The sequence below is a fragment of the Shinella sp. WSD5-1 genome (assembly GCF_963942435.1).
Lineage (GTDB): Bacteria > Pseudomonadota > Alphaproteobacteria > Rhizobiales > Rhizobiaceae > Shinella > Shinella yambaruensis.
This window is the reverse complement of the sequence record NZ_OZ012597.1, coordinates 271,267-288,649: the sequence shown is the minus strand read 5'-3', so window position 1 is coordinate 288,649 and position 17,383 is coordinate 271,267. Positions and strand designations below refer to the sequence as shown.

The window sequence follows — 17,383 nt, the reverse complement described above, 5'->3', positions numbered from 1 at the left end:
GATAAACATGCAGGTCGACCTCAATTCCGACATGGGCGAGGGCTTCGGCCCCTACCGGCTCTGCGACGACGCGGCGATGATGGGTGTCGTCACCTCCGCCAACATCGCCTGCGGCTTCCATGCCGGCGATCCCGACACGATGGTGCGCATGGTTCGTCTGGCACGGGAAAGGGGCGTCGATGTCGGTGCCCATCCCGGCCTGCCGGATCGCCAGGGATTCGGCCGCCGGGAACTGCCTTTCGGGCCGGACGAGCTGCGCCAGCAGATGCTCTATCAGCTCGGTGCGCTGACCGCGATCGCCAAGGCCGAGGGCGTCACGGTCTCCCATGTCAGCTTCCATGCGGCCATGGGAAACATGGTCAACCGCGACCCGGCGCTCGCCGCCGCGATGATGCAGGCGATCCGCATGGTCGATGACGACCTCATCGTCTTCGCCACGGCGGGCAGCGTGATCGAGGGCGCGGCCATCGAGGCCGGGCTGAAGACGCTGACCCTCTTCCTCGCCGACCGCGCCTATGACGCGAAAGGCGCACTCGTGCCGCGCGGCCAGCCCGGCGCGCTCGTCAAGGACGAGGCTTCGGTTCGCGCCCGCGTGCGGCAATTCCTCCTTCATGGCACCGTCACGGCCATCGACGGGACCGTCATCCCCATGCGGGCGCGGTCCATCCTCGTCCACAGCGATACGCCCGGCTCGCTCGAGCTTGCCCGCACCGTGCGCAGCGAAATCGAGGCGGCCGGCGGCACTATAACGCCCGTCTCGAAGCTTCTGCGCTGATCTTTTCTCCGCTCCATCGAAAGCAACTGCCATGCCCGCCATTGCCGACCGTCTGAAGAACGTTTCCGTCTCCGCCTCCGCCGCCATGACCCAGCGCGCCCGCGACCTCGCGGCCAAGGGTGTCAGGGTCATCAGCCTGTCCTCCGGCGAGCCAGATTTCGCGACCCCCGCCAACGCCATCGAGGCGGGCCATGCCGCGGCGCTGGCCGGCGATACGAAGTACCCGCCGCTCGACGGCACGCCGGCGCTGCGCCAGGCGATTTCCCGCAAGTTCAAGCGGGACAACAATCTCGACTACGACCCCTCGGAGATCGTCGTTGCCGGCGGCGGCAAGCAGATCATCTTCAACGCCGTCATGGCCACCTGCAATCCGGGTGACGAAGTCGTCATCCCGTCGCCCTCCTGGATTAGCTACGCGGATATCGTGAAATTTTCCGGCGGCGTGCCGGTGCCGGTCGACTGCCCGCAGCAGAACGGCTTCAAGCTGCGCGCCGAGGACCTTGACGCCGCGATCACGCCGCGCACCAAATGGCTGTTCCTCAATTTTCCGAACAATCCGACGGGCGCCGCCTGCTCGCGGGCGGAAATGAAGGCCATCGCCGAGGTGATGCTGAAGCACCCGCATGTCTGGATCATGACCGACGACATGTACGAGCACCTGATCTATGACGGCTTCGAGTTCTGCACCATCGCCGAGGTGGAGCCGCTGCTGAAGGATCGCGTGCTGACGGTCAACGGCGCGTCCAAGGCCTATGCGATGACCGGCTGGCGCCTCGGCTTCTGCGGCGGGCCGAAGGATCTCATCAGGGCGATCAGCAATGTCAACGGCCAGAACAGCGGCGGCACCTCGACCATCACGCAGGCTGCCGTCGCGGCCGTGCTCGACGGGCCGCAGGATCTCCTGAAGGAGCGGGCGGCGATCTACAAGACACGGCGCGACTTCGTCGTGGAACGGCTCGGCGAGATCGAGGGCATCCGCTGCCACAAGCCGGAAGGGGCCTTCTACGTCTTCCCGAACATCGCCGAACTCATCGGCAGGACGAGCAAGGGCGGGCGCAGGATCGAGACGGACACGGATTTCGTGCTGGCCCTGCTCGACGAGCACCACGTCACGACCGTGCAGGGCGCGGCCTATGGCATGAGCCCGTTCTTCCGCATCTCCTATGCCACCGGCATGGAGCAGCTCGACGAGGCCTGCGGGCGCATCGCGGAATTCTGCAGGGGTCTGCGCTAACCCTGGCTCTTGAGGCGTGCGGTCAGCTCCATGAGGATCGACCGCACCGCCAGGGCGGGCTCGGAGAGTTCGCTCTGGTCGGAAACGCACAGGGAAAGCGTCTCCTCAATCCGCGGCGTCAACACGCGCGAGACGATCGGCTCGGAGGATTCGGCGACGATGCGCTCGGCAATGGCGCGCGGCATGATCGTTGCCCCGACGCCCCGGCTGACGGCACGGCCCAGCGTGCGCACGATCTCCACTTCCGCCACGACGTTCAGCGACAGGCGGCCGCGGGTGAAGGCGAGGTCGATGGCGCGGCGCACGAAATTGTAGGGCGGCGGCAGAAGGAGGGGGAGGTCGTTCAGCGCGCTCACCGGCAGCGGCGTTTCGCCCGGTTCCATGCCGAAATCGCTGTGGGCGACGAGATGGAATTCCTCCGTGAAGACCGGCTCGAAACGCACGCCCTTGATCGGCCCGGTGCCGTGGATCAACGCCATTTCCAGCCGGCCGTTCATGATCATCTGGCTGTAGGTCTGGCCGACGCTTTCGGTAAGGTGCAGGAGGATGCCGGGATGGCGTTTGCGCGTTTCGGTGAGAAGATCGACGGAGAGCGTCGCCGCGCTCGAAAACGGCACCAGGCCGACCGAGACGCGCCCGACCAGCGTGGAGCCGGCCGCCGTCACGTCCGCCTGCGCCTGGTCCATCTGGCGCAGGATGATCTGGGCATGGCGATAGACCGCCTTGCCCGCCTCCGTCATGGAGACGCCCTGCTGGCTGCGGATCAGGAGCTTCTGGCGGAAATGATCCTCCAGCGCGGCAAGCTGCTGGCTGAGCGCGGGTTGGGCGATGTGCAGCACGTCGGCGGCGCGCGTGATGCTGCCGGTATCGACGATGACAATGAAGGATCTGAGACGCCTGATATCCATATGCCGAGCCTGTGACGAATGGTGCCGCATGTTACAGGCCCGAGGGGCGGGAGCAAGCCCATAAGGCTTCCTTATCCATCCAGATTCAAACGGTCTTATCCAGAGCCGGAAAGCTTCGCTACTCTCGCTTTCAACAACAGGGGAACCACAATGTCCTTTTCCGACTACAGAACCGCGCTCGTGACCGGTGCTTCCTCCGGGATCGGCGCTGCGGTCGTCGAACGGCTCCGTCGCGAGGGCCTCGAAGTGCATGCCGTCGCCCGCAGCGCGGGTGCCCTGCAGGACCTTGCCGCGCGCACGGGCTGCATTTCCCATGCCATCGACGTCACGGACCGCGCGGCGCTCGCAAGGCTCTGCGGCGAGGTCGAGTTCGACATCCTCGTCAACAATGCCGGCGTCGACCGGCCGAAGAAATTCCTGGAGGCGGAGGATGGCGACATCGACCTTCTCGTCGACGTCAACCTGCGTGCCGTCCTCCACCTCTGCCGGCTGATCGCTCCCGGCATGGCGGCGCGCGACCGCGGCCATGTCGTCAACATCACCTCGATCGCCGGCAACTACAATTTCGGCGGCAATTCCATCTATCACGCCACCAAGGCCGGCGTCGCCATGCTCTCCAACCAGCTGCGCCTCGACACCTTCGGCAAGCGCGTGCGGGTGACGGAGATCTGCCCCGGCCGTGTGGCGACCGACATCTTCAACCATGTGCATGGCGACGATCCGTCGATCCGCGAGCGCTTCATCGACGGCTTCGAGCTGCCCCAGGCTTCCGACATCGCCGATGCCATCGCCTTCGCCATCGCCGCCCCCGTCGCCGTCAATATCGGCCATATGGAAATCACCCCGACGCTCCAGGTGATGGGGGGACTCCAGACAGCCCGCCCGCAGGAGCGCCAGCCGTGAAGGGCTTCGACCTCACCGCCATCCTCGGCAACCCCGAATACATGGCCATGCTGGCGCACGGCATCGAGATGACCTTCATCATCGCGATCTGCTCGTGGCTGCTGGCGATGAGCCTTGCGCTCGTGCTGCTCGCTATCCGCTTCTCGCCGGGCCGCATCGGCAATTCGATCGTGGCGGCTTACGTTTCCTATCACCGCAACGTGCCGACGCTGGTGCAGCTCATGCTCTGGTATTTCGGCATTTTCACGATCCTGCCCTCGGCCTTGTCCGACTGGCTGACGGCCCATTCGGCGGAAATGATCTTCGCGATCGTCGGCCTCGGCCTCTGCCAGGCGGCCTATTTCAGCGAGGACCTGCGCTCCGGCCTGCGCTCGATCAGCCCCGGCCAGATGGAAGCGGCCCGCGCGCTCGGCCACGGCTATATCTCGGCCATGCGTAACGTGCTGATCCCGCAGGGGGGGCGCAACGCGCTGCCGGCGCTCGTCAACCACAGTGTCTCGCTGTTCAAGAATTCGAGCCTTGCGATCGTCATCGGCGCGCCGGAGCTCAGCCATGCGGTCAAGGAGATCGAGAACCTCTCCTTCCGCACCTTCGAGATCTACCTGATCGGCACGGTCCTCTACCTCGTCTTCTCCCTGATCATCATGGCCGGGGGAGCCTGGCTCACCTGGCGCGCAGACCCGCTGAACGGAGCCGCACGATGATCCACGACATCATAGCCATCATCGACGAATACTGGCTGCTGCTCCTCATCGGCCAATATCCGAACGGTCCGCTCGGCGGCCTTGCCAACACGCTGATCCTCTCGGCGCTCAGCATCGTCATCGCCTTCCCCTTCGCCATCCTGCTCGCCTTTGCGCGGCTTTCGAAATACCGCGTGCTGCACTGGCCGGTCACGGTCCTGGTCTATGTGACGCGCGGCGTGCCGCTGCTGATGCTGGTGCTGTGGAGCTATTTCCTCGTGCCGCTGCTGACCGGCGCGGACGTGCCGAGCTTCCTGACCATGCTGACGACGCTGGTCGTCTACCAGGGGGCGTTCCTCAGCGAGATCATCCGCGCCGGCATCGTGGCGCTCGGACCGGGGCAGATGGATGCGGCCCGTGCCCTCGGCCACGGCTGGTTCGGCGCCATGCGCTACGTCATCCTGCCGCAGGCGCTCTACAACATGATCCCGAGCATGCTGTCGACCTTCGTCGCGACCATCAAGGACACGACGCTCGGCTATGTCATCAACGTGCCGGACCTCACCTTCGCCGCCAGCCAGGTCAACAACCAACTGCTCACCCAGCCCTTCCAGGTCTTCCTGATCCTCGCGCTCACCTACTACGTGATCTGCTGGTCGCTGACCGCGCTCACCAATGTCGTGGAGCGGCGCATCACCCGCCGCCGCGCCGGCCTCGCCGCCCCGCGGCGCCAGCTTTCCCTGACCACCAACGCCACGGAGCAGCCATGACCGCTTCAGTATCCGCCCCCGCGAAGGATCAGACGATCCGGCTTGCCGATGTCCGCAAGAGCTATGGAGACTTCGACGTGCTGAAGGGCATCGACGCCACGGTCTCGCGCGGCGAGGTGGTCGTCATCTGCGGCCCCTCCGGCTCGGGAAAATCGACGCTCATCCGCACCGTCAACCGGCTGGAGGAGATCAACAGCGGCTCGATCTTCTTCGAGGGCCAGGATATCCACGCGCCGCTCAAGGGCCGCGAGCTGAACCGCCTGCGCAGCCGTATCGGCTTCGTCTTCCAGAGCTTCAACCTCTTCCCGCACCTGTCGGCGGTCGACAATGTCGCCATGTCGCCGATCCGGGTGAAGGGCGTGCCCGCGGCCGAGGCGCATGAGAAGGCGTTGAAGCTGCTCGACCGGGTGGGCCTGCGCGAAAAGGCCAATTCCTATCCCGCGCAGCTTTCCGGCGGCCAGCAGCAGCGCGTCGCCATCGCCCGGGCGCTCGCCATGGAGCCGCCCGTCATGCTCTTCGACGAGCCGACCAGCGCGCTCGATCCGGAAATGGTCGGCGAGGTGCTGAGCGTCATGAAGTCGCTGGCGGCGGAAGGCATGACCATGATGTGCGTGACGCACGAAATGGGCTTTGCCCGCGACGTCGCCGACCGCATCTGGTTCATCGACGGCGGCCGGATCATCGAGACGGCGACGCCGGACGAATTCTTCAAGAACCCGAAGCATCCCCGCGCGCAGCGCTTCCTCGCGGACCTGCGCCACTAATACCAAGCAACGAAGGAGAACAGCCAATGACGTATCAGCATCTCATCCTCGCAGCGACCGTCGCGGCCGCCGCGCTTGCCGGCCCTGCCAGGGCCGATCAGCTCGACGACATCCTCGCCAACAAGACGCTGCGCTGCGCGACCTTCGCCGACGTGCCGCCTTTTGCCGCGCCGGATACGCAGACCCGCGAAATGGTCGGCTTCGACGTCGACCTGTGCGGCGCCATTGCCCGTGAACTCGGCGTGAAGGCCGAGATCAAGCCGGTTTCGGTGGAGGCCCGCGTGCCGGAGGTCAAGCTCGGCCGCGTCGACATCACCGTTGCGAACCTCGCCTATACCCAGAGCCGTGCCGAGCAGATCCAGTTCAGCGATCCCTATTACCTCGCCAAGGAAATGCTGATCGTTCCGGCCGATGATCCCGGCACGTCGAAAGCCGACTATGTCGGCCAGCGCATCGCCTCCACCAAGGGCTCGACCTCGGAAATGTCGATCAAGCTCAACAAGTCCGAGCCGCTGACGTTCCAGGACACGGCATCCGCCTATCTCGCCGCCCAGCAGGGCAAGGCGCGCGGCATGGTCGCCAACACCATGACGACGACCAAGCTGGTCAACGAGTCCAAGACCAAGGGCCGCGAGATGCGCATGATCGAAGAGCCCATGCTGTTCCAGCCGATCGGCATCGGCATGCAGCAGGACCAGCCGGCGCTGACGGCCAAGATCAACGAGGTCCTGCGCAAGCTGGACGAAAGCGGCGAGCTCAACAAGATCTGGGACAAGTGGCTCGGCCCGGACACCGAATACAAGATGACCCGCACCGACAAGGTCGTGCCGCTTTCCGAACTGAAGTTCGACCAGATCCCGTAAGGGTTCGCGCGCAAGCGGCCTCCTTTCCGGCATGAATCGAGCAACCCGGCGGCGGGCGCCGCGCCCGCCGCAACGATTACCCATGGGAAAAATCATGACGCATATCAAGAAAATGCCCGTTCGTCCGAGCGCCGCCGAGATCGAGGCGCTTGCGAAATTCTCGCCGGCGACCATTCACGAGGCGCAGGGTCGCCGCGGGGCGCTTTCCTCGCGCATCAAGCCGGTCGACTACCGCATGAAGCTTTGCGGCCCGGCCTTTACCGTGCGCTGCGCGCCGCGTGACAACATCATGCTGCAGCTCGCGATCAACTACGCTCAGCCCGGCGATATCATCGTGGTTTCGGGCGGCGAATACGAGGAGGCCGGCTCCTTCGGCGACGTGCTCGCCAATGCCTGCCTCGCCAAGGGCATCGGCGGCCTTGTGACCGACAGCGGCGTGCGCGACTCGCTGCAGCTGCGCGAGCTGGGCTTCCCGGTATTCTCGCTCAGCGTCTGCATCAAGGGCACCGTCAAGGAGACGCTGACCTCCACCAACGACCCGATCGTCGTCGGCGGCGAACTCATTCATCCCGGCGACATCATCGTCGGCGACGCCGACGGCCTGGTCGTCGTGCGCCGCAGGGAGGCGCTTGAGGTGGCGAGGCTCTCGCAGGCCCGCGAAGACGCCGAAGCCGGATACATCGCCGACTACAAGGCCGGCAAGTCGGTCATCGAGGTCAGCAAGCTCGAAGCCGTGCTGAAGGCCAAGGGCCTGACCGTCGAGGCGTGAGCGGGATCGAGCGGCTGCAGGCCGGGCTATACCCGGCCGCGTGCATTCCTCAAGCCTGGTTGAACCGCGAGATGAATTGATCAAAGCGCTCATTGACGCCGCCGCGGAACAAGTCCAGCGGCGGGCCTTCGGCTTTGATCCGGCCCTGCTCCAGGAACATGATCCGGCTCGATACGTCTCGGGCGAAGGCCATTTCGTGCGTCACGATCAGCATCGTGCGTCCTTCCGCCGCCAGATCCCGCATGACCTTCAGCACTTCGCCAACGAGCTCGGGATCGAGCGCGGAGGTGGGTTCGTCGAAGAGGAGGCCCCGGGGCTTCATGACCAGGGCGCGCGCTATGGCCGCCCTCTGCTGCTGGCCGCCGGACAGCTGGGCCGGATAGGCTTTTGCCCGATCGATCAAGCCGACGCGCCGCAACATGGCTTCCGCCTCCTCGCGCACCTCGCCGCGACCGCGCCGTTGGACATGGAGGGGCGCCTCCATCAGGTTTTCGAGCACGGTCATGTGGCTCCAGAGGCAGAAATTCTGGAACACCATCGCCACCTGGGTTCGCAGGCGATCCACCTGCCTGCGATTGCCGATATGGAGGGCGTCGCCGCTTTGCCGCAGATCGACCTGTTCGCCGAAGATCTGCAGCCGCCCCGCTGACGGAAGCTCCAGGAGGTTGAGACAGCGCAGGAAGGTCGACTTGCCCGAGCCGGATGCACCCAGGATGGAGATGACCTCGCCCTCATGGGCGCGGAAGTCGATGCCTTTCAGCACCTCGATCGCGCCATAGCGCTTGTGGAGGCCATCGACCGCGATGGCGGGAGCCGTGGAAGCATTGTCGGCAGCAGCCGGGCGGGAGGCGGAAGCCATCTGGTTTCTCCGTGTGGACGAGGTCAGGCGCGACGATGGGCGTGGTGGGCCTGGAGTTGCCGTTCGAGAAGCGCGAAGGCCGCGCTCATCAGGAAGGTCAGGGCGAGATAGATCGCTCCGGTGACGATGAAGATCTCGAAGATGCGATAGGTCGAGGAAATCAGCTTGTGCGCGATGCCGGTCAGCTCCGTCAGGGTGATGATGCTTGCCAGCGAGGTCGCCTTGATCATCAGGATGGCTTCGCTGCCGTAGACGGCCAGGCCCTGGCGGAGGGCGATGGGCCAGATGATGCGACGGCGCAGCAGGAGGCCCGACATGCCGCAGGCGCGCCCCGCCTCGATCTCGTGTGCCGGCACGGCCTGGATCGCGCCGCGGATGATCTCGGCCGTATAGGCCGAGGTGTTGAGCGCAAGGGCGAGGATGGCGCACCAGTAGGGTTCGCGAAGGAAGGGCCAGAGGGCCGAGTGGCGCAGCGGGGCGATCTGACCCAGGCCGTAGTAGATCAGGAAGATCTGCAGCAGGAGAGGGGTTCCACGAAAGAGTTCGACATGGGCCTTCGCGGCCCATCGCAGCGGCGAGAAGGCGCTGCCGGCGGCGCCAGCGGCGAAGACGGCGAGGGCGAAGCCGATCGAGAGGGACAGTGCCGCAAGCTGGAGCGTCAGCGGCAAACCCGACAGCAGCTGGCCGAGGACATCCGTCAGAAAGGGCCAATCCAGCATCAGCGTCTCCAGGGTTTGGCGAGGTGGCTTTCCATCCGGTTCAGCCCGGCGCCCGTGGCGCGCCCGATGACCAGGAACACCGCGGCCGCAATGGCGTAGAACAGGAGAGGCTGGCGGGTCGAACCCGCGGCGGTACCGGCCTGGCGCAGCAGCTCCGTCAGCCCGATGACCGACAGGAGCGATGTTTCCTTGAGCGCGGACTGCCAGATGTTGCCGAGCGCAGGCAGGGCGAAACGCAGCGTCTGGGGAGCGACGATGCGGCGCAGGAGCAGGAGTTTCGACATGCCGCACGCGGTGCCCGCCTCGATCTGGCCGCGGTCCAGCCGAAGATATGCGGACCGATAGGCTTCCGTCTGGTAGGCACCGGATACGATCCCGATCGCAAGGACGCCGATGACGAAGGACGGCAGAGAATAGAAGCCGGGAAATCCTCCCGTGTTCATGAGCGTCGTCAGGATGACGCTGCCGCCGAAATAGAAGAGATACACCACGAGGATCTCGGGCACGCCTCGGAAGACCGTGGTATAGGCCTGGCCGATCAGGCGCAGGGCGCGCGGCCGGGCGAGCTTGAGGGTCGCCCCGCCAATTCCGAAAACGCTTCCCAGCAGGAAGCCGCAAAGGGCAGCGGCGATCGTGACGCCTGCGGCCTTGAGCAGCGGCAATCCCCAGCCTTGCGGCCCGAAGCCCAGCAATTCGAATATGCTCGACATCATGGAACAGCCTCGTCTTTGCGCTGCGGCCGGTGCAAGCGGTCGACCGCGAAGGGAGCGAGCGTCGCCTCCAGGCTTCCGGAGACAAGCGAACGCGCCACCGCTTCCCCAACGGCGGGGGCAAGCTGGAAACCGTGGCCGCAGAAGCCAAACACATGCCAGAGGCCGGGATGCAGGCGGCTGGGACCGATGAAGGGTATTCCGTCGTCGGTCGCCCCTTCGAGGCCGGTCCAGGTCCGCACGACGGGCACGCCCGCCAGGCCCGGAAAGGCCGCAACCGTGGCCGCGGCGCTCGATGCCATCCGGTCCATGACGGTGAACGAGGTGTCTTCGCTCAGGCAGGGCTTGCCGAGTATCCCGCCGCCGATGACCAGCGAGCCGACCGCGCTCTGCTTGAAGGAGAGGGGCTGGTCGATGCCGATGACGACAGGGGCGATGAATGGTTTCACCCGCGCCGTCACCATCATGGAAAGGGCCAGGACCGTGATCGGCAGCGTCTCGCCGAGGCGTGCCGCGATGTCCGATCCCCAGGCGCCGGCGCAGTTGAGCACCCACTCCGCCTCGATCCTGCCCGCATCCGTGTCGACGCGCCATCCGCCGAGGGGTTTGGCGGAGAGGTCGCGCACGGTGCACCGCTCAAGAATCCGGACGCCGGCACCTTCCGCAGCCTTGCGGAAAGCGCGTGCGGAATTGGCGGGGTTTGCGTGCCCGTCGCGCCGGGAAATCAGGCCACCATGTGCGGAGCCGGCAAGGCCGGGCAGGAGCCGGTGAAGCTCGTCGGGCGCGATCAGCTCTTCGGAATCTATTCCACGGCCGCGCATCGTCCGCGCCCGTGCCCCGCACCATTGCAGCTCGGCCGCATCCATCGCCAGCGCAATCTGCGATGTGCCGAGCCGGACCTCGCAGGCTTCGGCCGCGTCCTTCCCCACGAAGTCCGCAAGATTGGCCCACATGTCCATGGCCCGCAGGGAAAGCGGATATTCACGGATATCGCGCATCAGTGACCGAAGGCCACCCGCATTGACACCCGAGGCATGCCGCCCCGCCAGGTTCTTCTCGACCAGGGTGACCTGCCAACCGGCACGCGCGAGAAACAGGGCAATCGAGCATCCCTGCAAGCCGCCGCCGATAATGAGGGCATCGCAGCCGTTCCTATGCATGGACGTCGTCTCCGGTGATCTCTTCCGGCTTGTCGTCCAGCGACTCGACCTGCGCCAGCGCCGGATCGAGCCCCGTCATGCCGGCCAGCGCGCCGAGCGGAAGAGGCCGCAGCGGTGGCCTTGCGCGGAACGGGCTCGGCGGCATCGGTCGGCCGGGCTCTGCTTCCGCGAGAAGCCGGGCCAGCGTCGCCGCGCAGTTTCGGCCTTGGCAAGGCCCCATGCCGCAGCGCAGGAGCCCGCGGATCAGATTCATGTCGGCAGCCCCGTTCCGGATCGCGACACGTAGCGAACCCGCCGTGATTTCTTCGCAGCGACAGACGATGGTCGCGTCATCGGGCAGCCGTGCCGCCAGGCCGGGCGGAAACGCTGCGTCGAGGAAGGGGCGTGCTGCCAGGGTGCGTAGCACCTCGGCTTCGGTCCGATCCGGCCCCCCCTGTCTCCCGGTGATGCGGCCGAAGTCGGCGAGGATGGCTCGCGCGGCATGACGCCCGTGCGCGGCCGCGGCGTCGGCGCCGCCGATCCGGCGTGCGTCGCCTGTGATCCGTATCCTGCAGGGGCCCGTCGTGAACGATGGGCAGGGCGCCATCCGCGCCCGACCATCGTGCGCCGTCCTGGGGCGCCAGCTCGCATCGTCCCGTTTCCACTCGAGAGCAAGCCCGGCGGCATGCGCCAGGTCCGTTGACGGTACGATGCCGTCGTGCACCAGGAGGAGGTCGCAGGGAATATCCATGGTTTTTCCGCCGGCAAGCAGGCGGACGGATTCGAGATGTTCGCCGCCCAGCGCCTGAAGCCCGGATATGCCGGTCCGCATCGGGATGCCCGCAAGCCGCAACCGGGCAAGCCAGCCCACCCCCTTGGCGAGGGCCGGGATCCCGGCCGGTCGAACCCGTTTGAGAGCGGCAAGCTTGTCCCCGAGCCGGTCCGTGCGGGCAATCAACACCGGCTTGACGCCGAGACGCCGCAGCTGGTCGGCAAGCAGAAAGATCAGCGGGCCGGTTCCGGCCAGGACGATCCTTCCCTCCGGCTTGAGGCGTCCGGCCTTCATCAGGGTCTGAACCGCCCCGGCGGTCATCACGCCGGGCAGCGTCCATCCCGGAAACGGCGTCGGGCGCTCCACCGCGCCGCTGGCGAGCACGACATGCGGCGCACGCAGGTAGCCGGCCGCGTTGCCCCTGAGCCAGCCGACCGTACCGTCTGCCCGCAGATCCCAGACCGTGGTGCCGGGCCGGAAATCGATGCCGGGCGTTGCCCGAAACCGCTCGATCAGGGCAAGGCCGGCCCTGTAGGCCGGCCCGAGGGCGGAGAGCAGCGCGTCCGTCCGGGGGCGTGCCTGCATGTTGGCTTCCAGCGAACGAAAGATCTGCCCGCCGGGTAAGGGCTGCATGTCGAGCACGATTACCCTGCATCCCGCAGACGCCAGCTCGATTGCGGACGACATTCCGGCAGGACCTGCCCCTATGACGATCACGTCTGCATCGGGGGCCGGGGTCATTGGAATTCCATGCCGGCGATGGCGGCAGGCCCATCCTGGGTGTGAAGCCTCATGCCATCCTCGACCTCGCTCAGGCAGGCCTGGCGGCTTCCGACGCCGTCGATCTCGATCAGGCAGTCGAAACAGTGTCCGATCATGCAATAGGGCAGTCGTCTCGCGCCGCTGACCGGCGTCGTGCGGAAGTGGCCGACACCGGCGCGCAGAAGGCAGGCCGCGATGGTTTCGCCGGCCCGCGCCGGTATCGCCCGGCCATCCAGATAAATGGTCATCGTTGCCTCGGTGGAGCCGATGGGCGCGAACATGGTGCTACCTGTGCATCGTTGAAACGGCTGGTTCGGGAGGAGGGCCGCGCGGCGATCGCCCCCTCCCGACGAGGGAGGGGGAGCGGGCTATTCATGGATGGAGATATCCACGCCGAACCACTTTTCGGTCAGGGCCTTGTTGGTCCCGTCCCTGTTGATGTCCGTGATGGCTGCGTCAAAGGCTGCCCGCAGCGCCTCGTCGCCCGGACGCAGGGCGACATTGATGGTGCCGAGCCCAAGCACGCCGCCGGCGAAGGTGGGGCCGGTAAAGACCAGCGTCCCTGCCGGGTTCGCGTCGATCACCGCCTTGAAGGCCGTCACATTGGCCACGGCGAGGTCGATGCGCCCGGCGGTGAGCTCCAGGCCGAGCTGTTCGAAGGAGGGATATTCGCGGATATCGAGGCCGTTGAAGTATTCGCCGGCGAAGGTGGCCGCGGTGGAACCGGTCTGAACGCCGATGGTCTTGCCGGAGAGCTTTTCCTTCAGGGCTGCGAGCGCCGCCTCGGACTCCTGCGGAGCCTTTGCGAGGTCGAAGGAGCGGCCGGCTTCCGGAAGATCCTTGAGCGCGTTGTCGCCCGCCGTGAGGAACCCGTTGGGCGCCTTCGCATAGGGCTTCGAGAAGCCGATGACTTTCTTGCGCTCTTCAGTCACGCCCATCGACGCGATGATGGCATCATACTTGCCGACCGTGAGGCCCGGGATGATGCCGTTCCACTCCTGGGCGATGAGATCGCATTTGATCTTCATGCGCTCACAGAGCGCCTGCGTCAGCTCGATTTCATAGCCGCCGAGGGAGCCATCGGCATTGCTGAAATTCCACGGAGGATAGGCGCCCTCGGTCGCGACGGTGATGTGGTCGGGCAGGTTCTGAGCGGTCGCCGCGCCAGCCAGAAGCGGCGTCAGGGCGAGAGCAAGCAGCATATGGCGTCTGAGCATATCTTCGTTCCCTTGGTGTTGTTCATCGGGTTTTGAGCAACCCGTCATGCGACTATGCCAAAGAGCGAAGCATGTTTGGATACGGTATCTGATTGACCTGAGGCTAAGCTGGACTTAGCCTGATGCAATGCGTATCGCGAAAATCCCCTCGTTGAACTGGCTCCGCGTGTTCGAGGCAGCCGCGCGGCACCAGAGCTTCGCCCGGGCCGGAAAAGAACTAAGCATGTCCGCTGCCGCCGTCAGTCAGCAGATCCTTGCGCTCGAGACACATCTGGGACGTCCGCTGTTCGAACGCGCCGCAAACCGGATCAACCTGACGTCGGAAGGAGGCGATTTCCTTCCGACGGTCCAGGCGTCCCTCGGGGCGATCGAAAGCAAGGCCGAGTCCCTCTTCGCGCGGCAGCGGATCGACCGCGTTACGCTGTTGGCGAGCCAGTTGATGGCGATGAGCTGGCTGCCGCGCGTGCTGGCGGATTTCGAAGCGGCGAACCCGGCGATCCGCGTCGACCTTCTGGTGGAGGGCACGCAGCGCAAGGTGGATCCGGACCTGGTGATCCGGTTCGGAGAGGAGCCGCACCTCGTGCGGCACCCTACCTGGCTGATGGGCATGTCCCATGTCGTCATGTGCCGGAAGGAGGACACGGCGCGCATCGGCAGCCTGGAGGACCTGCTGTCGTTTCGCCTCTATGACGTGGCGTCCCACGCCATTGGCTGGACTGCCCTTCTCAATCACAATTTCGGCCCGCAGCCGGGCCGGCACCTCAAGCTCGAAACCGTTGACACGACGCCGCTGTCCCTGATGATGGTCAGCCAGGGGCTTGGCCTTGCGATCGGCCACCTGCCGGTTTGCGGCCCGATTGCCGCCGCCCTCGGCCTCGTCGTTTGCCCGTTCGTGCCGAGAACGCCGGGTCCGGGAAACTACTATCTCGAACAGCCACAGGACAGGCCGCAACGCCCCTCTGTCGGACGATTGGAGCGTGCTCTACAGGAGGCGGCGCATGCGTCGATGCGCATTGGCGCCCGGCCAGCCGGCGCGGAGGATGGTCGATGACCATGAGCGCCGCCGGCGGCAGGCTGTAGGCCGACCGGGCATCCTCTTCCCGAGGTTCAGGATGAATGGATGCGGTGTTGCCGCTGGAACGACATGTCTAGCGAATTTCCAGATCCATCCTCGTGCCGAAAAGCGGCACGTCCCGGGCGGACCAGCCTTTGCCGTCGGCCGTAAAGCCCAGCTCCGAACAGGGCCTGCCTTCGGCACCTGCGGGGTTCGAGGCCAGGTTCCTGCCGGCAAGGAAGGTCTGGGAGAAAGTGGTGTCGATGGGAACCGGCGTCAGGCAGGCGACCGCCTTGTAGAAATCGTCCCGGTGCTGCGGATCGTCCAGGGCATAGGATTGGAAGACGCCGCGCAATCCATCGAGTTTTTGCTGGCAGAACGCCGCCATGTCGGCGTCATAGCGGCAACCCAGTTCGGTGGAATACTGCACGCGGCATTGAGGATCCGCGAGGTTCTTCAGGCAGGAGGGCAGGCGCGCGGCAAAGGCTCCGGCCTCGTCCTTGTCCCAGCTGTTGTCGGCGGGGCTGCCCGCAATCGTTTCCGGCGCCGCATGCAGCCGCACGCCGCTTTCGGGATCATAGCGCAGCATGTCCCATTCGGCGGCGACGAAGCCGGAGGTCAGCGGGCCGTAGCCGCTTGCCGCACGGATCTTCGCCTGGAAATCGCTGACCCATTTGCGAAAGCTCCAGTCCTGCGCCTGGCGCGGCCCGGTCGCGAGAGCGACGCGATCAGCAATGGTGCGCATTGGCGGCCCGCCGAGCCGCAGCATGACCCAGGCATCCGTGTGGAAGGGACTTTGACTGACCCGCCGTTCGGACCAGCTCTCGCCCTCCGCGCCCGCTTCCGCAATGTCGGGGTTCTGCAGCTCGGCGAGCCGCTCCTCCGCCATCGACCGGCGGCATGCCTCGGTACCGTCCGGGTGGGCGCCGGCAAGGGCGCATTGGTGATCGCGGAAGGTCTCCCAGGCGGCTTGCGATGCGGCAAGCCGTGCCTGCTGGTCCGCCGCCTTCTCCTGCGCGATCCCGCCTGCGGCGGCGCGGGCCTCGATCTCGCCGTCGAGCAGCCGGAGGGTTTGCGAAAGCGATTCCGTTTGCACCGCGATCCGCCATGCCTGGCAGAGGCCGGGCGTCAGCGCGTTTCGCGCGCAGTCGGCTTGGTCCTGTGCTTCGGCGAATGTCGCCGTGCCCGACAAGACGGCCACGGAGAGGAGACTTAATGCAAGACGGCTCATTGTGCGGCCTCATCGAGTGCGTTGGCCACGCGTCGCAGGTGGTCGGCGTAGTCGGGATCGCGTGCCGGGTCGGCCGCCTGCGCATCCTCCCGATATTGCGCGAACACGCTTTCGGGGGAAACGGCATAAAGCTCGATCGTGCCGCCCGCAGCGATCGGATTGCCGCTCTCGTCGAACGTCCAGCCGATGAGCGCGCTGCAAAGCTCCGCCTGCCGCTCGGGAAGCGTCTCGATGTCGACCGGTTGGGCGACGGCGCTGCCGCCTGCCGGCTGTGCGATAAAGGTGAGCTTGGTGACGGTCTCGGCATTGTCCGGGGCGAAGACCGCGAGGCCCGCCCCCTTGCCGCCTTCCGCGATGCAGCCGGCCATGGCGTATACCGAATTGCCCTGGAAACCGGAAAAAGGCGAGGCGGTGCGGCCGTCGCGCCGATAGCCGGCAGCGATGGACCGGCTGACATCGAAGACGCCCTGGCATGCCTTCGCGACAGGCGGGTCGAGCCGGCAGCCGAGTTCGATCGAATAGGCCATGCGGCAATTCGCCGTGCCGAGATCGCGCATGCAGGCAGGAAAACGGGCCGCAAGCAACTGCATGTCGGCATCGCTGGCGCTCATGGGCGCGCTCTCCAGCAGGGGCTGGCCGTTTTCCGGGTGATATCGCCAGGCGTCCCAATCCGCCGAAATGGCCTTTGCCGTTTCCGCCTCGAAGCCGCGTGCCGCCAGCGCCTTCTCGATCAGGGCGGCGCCATAGCGCTTCTTGATGTACCAGCTGTAATCGCCGAAGGCGAAGGCGCGCATGGAATAGTGCGAATCGGCGAGCGTGTTGAAGTCCGGTTCGAGCCCGCCCTCGGCCTGGCTTTCGTCGCCGTCCTCCGATGGAGCGACGCCCAGCAGCGCGTCGAGTTCCTTCATCCGGCGCCACGATGTCCAGCGCAGGCATTGAAGGCCCTGGATGACGCCGACGATGCCCTCCTGCCCGGCAAAATAATCGCAGGTCGCTTTGCGATAGGAAAGCCAGGCGTCCTGGGCGGCGCGCACCGCATCAGGCTGCGCGGAGGCGGCCAGCACGGCCGCAAGCCGGCTTTCCACCTCGCCGTCCAGCCCTCCGCCAAGGGCTGCGAGGCAGGCTTCGATCTTCAGGTCACCCCTGTCCGTGCATTCGGCCGGCGTCTCGAAATTCTCGACGATCCCGCCGGCAGCCGCCGTTTCCGGCAGGATGCCCAGCAGCGCAGCGATAAAAAGGCGTTTCATCCTC

At 66.0% G+C, this 17,383-nt stretch carries 19 protein-coding genes; 9 read left to right on the top strand and 10 right to left on the bottom strand.

Annotated features, from left to right (window positions below; genetic code table 11):
* Nucleotides 1-7: 7 nt before the first annotated feature.
* Entirely contained in the window at nt 8-775 is a 768-nt protein-coding gene (locus AABQ55_RS24495) for a LamB/YcsF family protein (RefSeq protein ID WP_272807599.1), read from the top strand.
* A 31-nt stretch (nt 776-806) separates the two neighbouring features.
* The gene (locus AABQ55_RS24490; RefSeq protein WP_272807600.1) at nt 807-2,009 is read left to right on the top strand and encodes a pyridoxal phosphate-dependent aminotransferase; all 1,203 of its coding nucleotides are present in this window, start codon (nt 807-809) and stop codon (nt 2,007-2,009) included.
* Here the strand turns inward: AABQ55_RS24490 and nac are convergent.
* On the bottom strand, nt 2,006-2,917 hold the full coding sequence (nac, locus tag AABQ55_RS24485; protein WP_244766220.1) for a nitrogen assimilation transcriptional regulator NAC: 912 nt from the start codon (nt 2,915-2,917) through the stop codon (nt 2,006-2,008). The two genes, AABQ55_RS24490 and nac, sit on opposite strands and share 4 nt — an antisense overlap.
* Before the next feature lie 150 nt (nt 2,918-3,067).
* On the opposite strand from nac, the gene AABQ55_RS24480 reads away from it, so the two are divergent.
* From AABQ55_RS24480 to AABQ55_RS24455, 6 genes are all read left to right on the top strand, one after another.
* Nucleotides 3,068-3,820 (top strand): SDR family oxidoreductase, encoded by a 753-nt coding sequence (locus AABQ55_RS24480; RefSeq protein WP_244766221.1) that lies wholly within the window; start codon nt 3,068-3,070, stop codon nt 3,818-3,820.
* Nucleotides 3,817-4,524: an amino acid ABC transporter permease gene (locus AABQ55_RS24475; RefSeq protein WP_272807601.1), complete on the top strand. Its 708-nt coding sequence runs from the start codon at nt 3,817-3,819 to the stop codon at nt 4,522-4,524. Before AABQ55_RS24480 ends, AABQ55_RS24475 begins: the two co-directional genes overlap by 4 nt.
* Nucleotides 4,521-5,273 carry an amino acid ABC transporter permease gene (locus AABQ55_RS24470; protein WP_272807602.1) on the top strand — a complete coding sequence of 251 codons (753 nt, stop codon included), beginning with the start codon at nt 4,521-4,523 and terminating at the stop codon, nt 5,271-5,273. Before AABQ55_RS24475 ends, AABQ55_RS24470 begins: the two co-directional genes overlap by 4 nt.
* Nucleotides 5,270-6,037 carry an amino acid ABC transporter ATP-binding protein gene (locus AABQ55_RS24465; protein WP_244766224.1) on the top strand — a complete coding sequence of 256 codons (768 nt, stop codon included), beginning with the start codon at nt 5,270-5,272 and terminating at the stop codon, nt 6,035-6,037. Before AABQ55_RS24470 ends, AABQ55_RS24465 begins: the two co-directional genes overlap by 4 nt.
* Before the next feature lie 26 nt (nt 6,038-6,063).
* Nucleotides 6,064-6,900: an ABC transporter substrate-binding protein gene (locus AABQ55_RS24460; RefSeq protein ID WP_244766225.1), complete on the top strand. Its 837-nt coding sequence runs from the start codon at nt 6,064-6,066 to the stop codon at nt 6,898-6,900.
* Between the two features lie 94 nt (nt 6,901-6,994).
* Entirely contained in the window at nt 6,995-7,669 is a 675-nt protein-coding gene (locus tag AABQ55_RS24455) for a 4-carboxy-4-hydroxy-2-oxoadipate aldolase/oxaloacetate decarboxylase (RefSeq protein WP_272807603.1), read from the top strand.
* Nucleotides 7,670-7,718: 49 nt separating this feature from the next.
* On the opposite strand, the gene AABQ55_RS24450 is transcribed toward AABQ55_RS24455, so the two are convergent.
* The 7 genes from AABQ55_RS24450 to AABQ55_RS24420 all read right to left on the bottom strand — a co-directional run bounded on the left by AABQ55_RS24450 (nt 7,719) and on the right by AABQ55_RS24420 (nt 13,847).
* On the bottom strand, nt 7,719-8,528 hold the full coding sequence (locus AABQ55_RS24450) for an ABC transporter ATP-binding protein (RefSeq protein ID WP_272807604.1): 810 nt from the start codon (nt 8,526-8,528) through the stop codon (nt 7,719-7,721).
* Between the two features lie 23 nt (nt 8,529-8,551).
* Complete coding sequence (locus AABQ55_RS24445) at nt 8,552-9,247, bottom strand: ABC transporter permease (RefSeq protein ID WP_272807605.1); 696 nt, start codon at nt 9,245-9,247, stop codon at nt 8,552-8,554.
* Nucleotides 9,247-9,960 (bottom strand): ABC transporter permease, encoded by a 714-nt coding sequence (locus AABQ55_RS24440; protein WP_272807606.1) that lies wholly within the window; start codon nt 9,958-9,960, stop codon nt 9,247-9,249. Before AABQ55_RS24440 ends, AABQ55_RS24445 begins: the two co-directional genes overlap by 1 nt.
* Nucleotides 9,957-11,117 carry an NAD(P)/FAD-dependent oxidoreductase gene (locus AABQ55_RS24435; protein WP_272807607.1) on the bottom strand — a complete coding sequence of 387 codons (1,161 nt, stop codon included), beginning with the start codon at nt 11,115-11,117 and terminating at the stop codon, nt 9,957-9,959. Before AABQ55_RS24435 ends, AABQ55_RS24440 begins: the two co-directional genes overlap by 4 nt.
* Complete coding sequence (locus AABQ55_RS24430; protein WP_338341921.1) at nt 11,110-12,555, bottom strand: FAD/NAD(P)-dependent oxidoreductase; 1,446 nt, start codon at nt 12,553-12,555, stop codon at nt 11,110-11,112. The genes AABQ55_RS24435 and AABQ55_RS24430 overlap by 8 nt, the downstream gene beginning before the upstream one ends.
* 50 nt (nt 12,556-12,605) lie before the next feature.
* The gene (locus AABQ55_RS24425) at nt 12,606-12,911 is read right to left on the bottom strand and encodes a (2Fe-2S)-binding protein (protein WP_244766232.1); all 306 of its coding nucleotides are present in this window, start codon (nt 12,909-12,911) and stop codon (nt 12,606-12,608) included.
* A gap of 87 nt (nt 12,912-12,998) precedes the next feature.
* Nucleotides 12,999-13,847, bottom strand: a complete 849-nt coding sequence (locus tag AABQ55_RS24420) for a transporter substrate-binding domain-containing protein (RefSeq protein WP_272807609.1) — start codon at nt 13,845-13,847, stop codon at nt 12,999-13,001.
* 127 nt (nt 13,848-13,974) lie between these two features.
* On the opposite strand from AABQ55_RS24420, the gene AABQ55_RS24415 reads away from it, so the two are divergent.
* Entirely contained in the window at nt 13,975-14,898 is a 924-nt protein-coding gene (locus AABQ55_RS24415; protein WP_272807610.1) for a LysR family transcriptional regulator, read from the top strand.
* A gap of 97 nt (nt 14,899-14,995) precedes the next feature.
* Here the strand turns inward: AABQ55_RS24415 and AABQ55_RS24410 are convergent, their stop codons facing one another.
* Both AABQ55_RS24410 and AABQ55_RS24405 read right to left on the bottom strand, forming a co-directional pair.
* Nucleotides 14,996-16,132 carry a lysozyme inhibitor LprI family protein gene (locus AABQ55_RS24410; RefSeq protein WP_272807611.1) on the bottom strand — a complete coding sequence of 379 codons (1,137 nt, stop codon included), beginning with the start codon at nt 16,130-16,132 and terminating at the stop codon, nt 14,996-14,998.
* Nucleotides 16,129-17,379: a lysozyme inhibitor LprI family protein gene (locus tag AABQ55_RS24405; RefSeq protein ID WP_272807612.1), complete on the bottom strand. Its 1,251-nt coding sequence runs from the start codon at nt 17,377-17,379 to the stop codon at nt 16,129-16,131. The genes AABQ55_RS24410 and AABQ55_RS24405 overlap by 4 nt, the downstream gene beginning before the upstream one ends.
* Nucleotides 17,380-17,383: the final 4 nt, after the last annotated feature.

Excerpts from the sequence above, each read along its gene's own strand:
- AABQ55_RS24410 (WP_272807611.1), bottom strand. The coding sequence starts at position 16,132 with ATGAGCCGTCTTGCATTAAGTCTCCTCTCCGTGGCCGTCTTGTCGGGC.
- AABQ55_RS24455 (WP_272807603.1), top strand. The coding sequence starts at position 6,995 with ATGACGCATATCAAGAAAATGCCCGTTCGTCCGAGCGCCGCCGAGATC.
- AABQ55_RS24440 (WP_272807606.1), bottom strand. The coding sequence starts at position 9,960 with ATGATGTCGAGCATATTCGAATTGCTGGGCTTCGGGCCGCAAGGCTGG.
- AABQ55_RS24450 (WP_272807604.1), bottom strand. The coding sequence starts at position 8,528 with ATGGCTTCCGCCTCCCGCCCGGCTGCTGCCGACAATGCTTCCACGGCT.
- AABQ55_RS24435 (WP_272807607.1), bottom strand. The coding sequence starts at position 11,117 with ATGCATAGGAACGGCTGCGATGCCCTCATTATCGGCGGCGGCTTGCAG.
- AABQ55_RS24490 (WP_272807600.1), top strand. The coding sequence starts at position 807 with ATGCCCGCCATTGCCGACCGTCTGAAGAACGTTTCCGTCTCCGCCTCC.
- AABQ55_RS24420 (WP_272807609.1), bottom strand. The coding sequence starts at position 13,847 with ATGCTCAGACGCCATATGCTGCTTGCTCTCGCCCTGACGCCGCTTCTG.
- AABQ55_RS24430 (WP_338341921.1), bottom strand. The coding sequence starts at position 12,555 with ATGTCGTCCGCAATCGAGCTGGCGTCTGCGGGATGCAGGGTAATCGTG.
- AABQ55_RS24445 (WP_272807605.1), bottom strand. The coding sequence starts at position 9,247 with ATGCTGGATTGGCCCTTTCTGACGGATGTCCTCGGCCAGCTGCTGTCG.
- AABQ55_RS24460 (WP_244766225.1), top strand. The coding sequence starts at position 6,064 with ATGACGTATCAGCATCTCATCCTCGCAGCGACCGTCGCGGCCGCCGCG.
- AABQ55_RS24465 (WP_244766224.1), top strand. The coding sequence starts at position 5,270 with ATGACCGCTTCAGTATCCGCCCCCGCGAAGGATCAGACGATCCGGCTT.
- AABQ55_RS24470 (WP_272807602.1), top strand. The coding sequence starts at position 4,521 with ATGATCCACGACATCATAGCCATCATCGACGAATACTGGCTGCTGCTC.
- AABQ55_RS24415 (WP_272807610.1), top strand. The coding sequence starts at position 13,975 with ATGCGTATCGCGAAAATCCCCTCGTTGAACTGGCTCCGCGTGTTCGAG.
- AABQ55_RS24480 (WP_244766221.1), top strand. The coding sequence starts at position 3,068 with ATGTCCTTTTCCGACTACAGAACCGCGCTCGTGACCGGTGCTTCCTCC.
- nac (WP_244766220.1), bottom strand. The coding sequence starts at position 2,917 with ATGGATATCAGGCGTCTCAGATCCTTCATTGTCATCGTCGATACCGGC.
- AABQ55_RS24495 (WP_272807599.1), top strand. The coding sequence starts at position 8 with ATGCAGGTCGACCTCAATTCCGACATGGGCGAGGGCTTCGGCCCCTAC.
- AABQ55_RS24425 (WP_244766232.1), bottom strand. The coding sequence starts at position 12,911 with ATGTTCGCGCCCATCGGCTCCACCGAGGCAACGATGACCATTTATCTG.
- AABQ55_RS24405 (WP_272807612.1), bottom strand. The coding sequence starts at position 17,379 with ATGAAACGCCTTTTTATCGCTGCGCTGCTGGGCATCCTGCCGGAAACG.